This window comes from Cellulosimicrobium composti (assembly GCF_009711085.1).
Taxonomy (GTDB): domain Bacteria; phylum Actinomycetota; class Actinomycetes; order Actinomycetales; family Cellulomonadaceae; genus Cellulosimicrobium; species Cellulosimicrobium composti.
Genome location: NZ_WMKA01000136.1, coordinates 1 through 445 on the forward strand (window position 1 = coordinate 1; position 445 = coordinate 445).

1 protein-coding gene is annotated in these 445 nt (G+C 70.6%); it reads right to left on the reverse strand.

Translation table 11 applies throughout. From position 1 onward, the window contains the following. Positions 1-433: hypothetical protein (locus GJV82_RS19270; RefSeq protein ID WP_155100341.1), on the reverse strand; the 433-nt coding region annotated here is incomplete at its 3' end. Positions 434-445: the final 12 nt, after the last annotated feature.

The window sequence follows — 445 nt, forward strand, 5'->3', positions numbered from 1 at the left end:
CGACCTCGGCGGTGGGCTCGAGCTCCTCGGCGTCGAACGACGTCGCCCCGTCGAACGGCAGGACCCACAACAGCCCCTCCTCGCCGTCCAGGACCGCCGTCGTCGCACCCCCCGAGGCCACCTGCGCACCCGCCGGCAACCGCACCTGACCCGACAGCTTCAGGTGCGCCACGTCCACCGGCGACGCCGACCCCGTGCCCGCGTCGTCCAGCAGCACCCGACCCGCGTCCTGCTGCACGTCGAACGACGCACTACCCGCGTTCAGGGTCCCGTCCAACGCCTGCGACTCGTAGTTGAACCGACCCAGCAACCCGGCCGACGTCTTCGTCACCCACACACCCGAGTCGTTCAGGTCGACGTCCGCCGTCGCCTCACCCTCGTAGAAGAGAGCCATGCCCACCAGCGCCGTCGAGAACACCGACACGGTGCTCACCGACGCCACGGT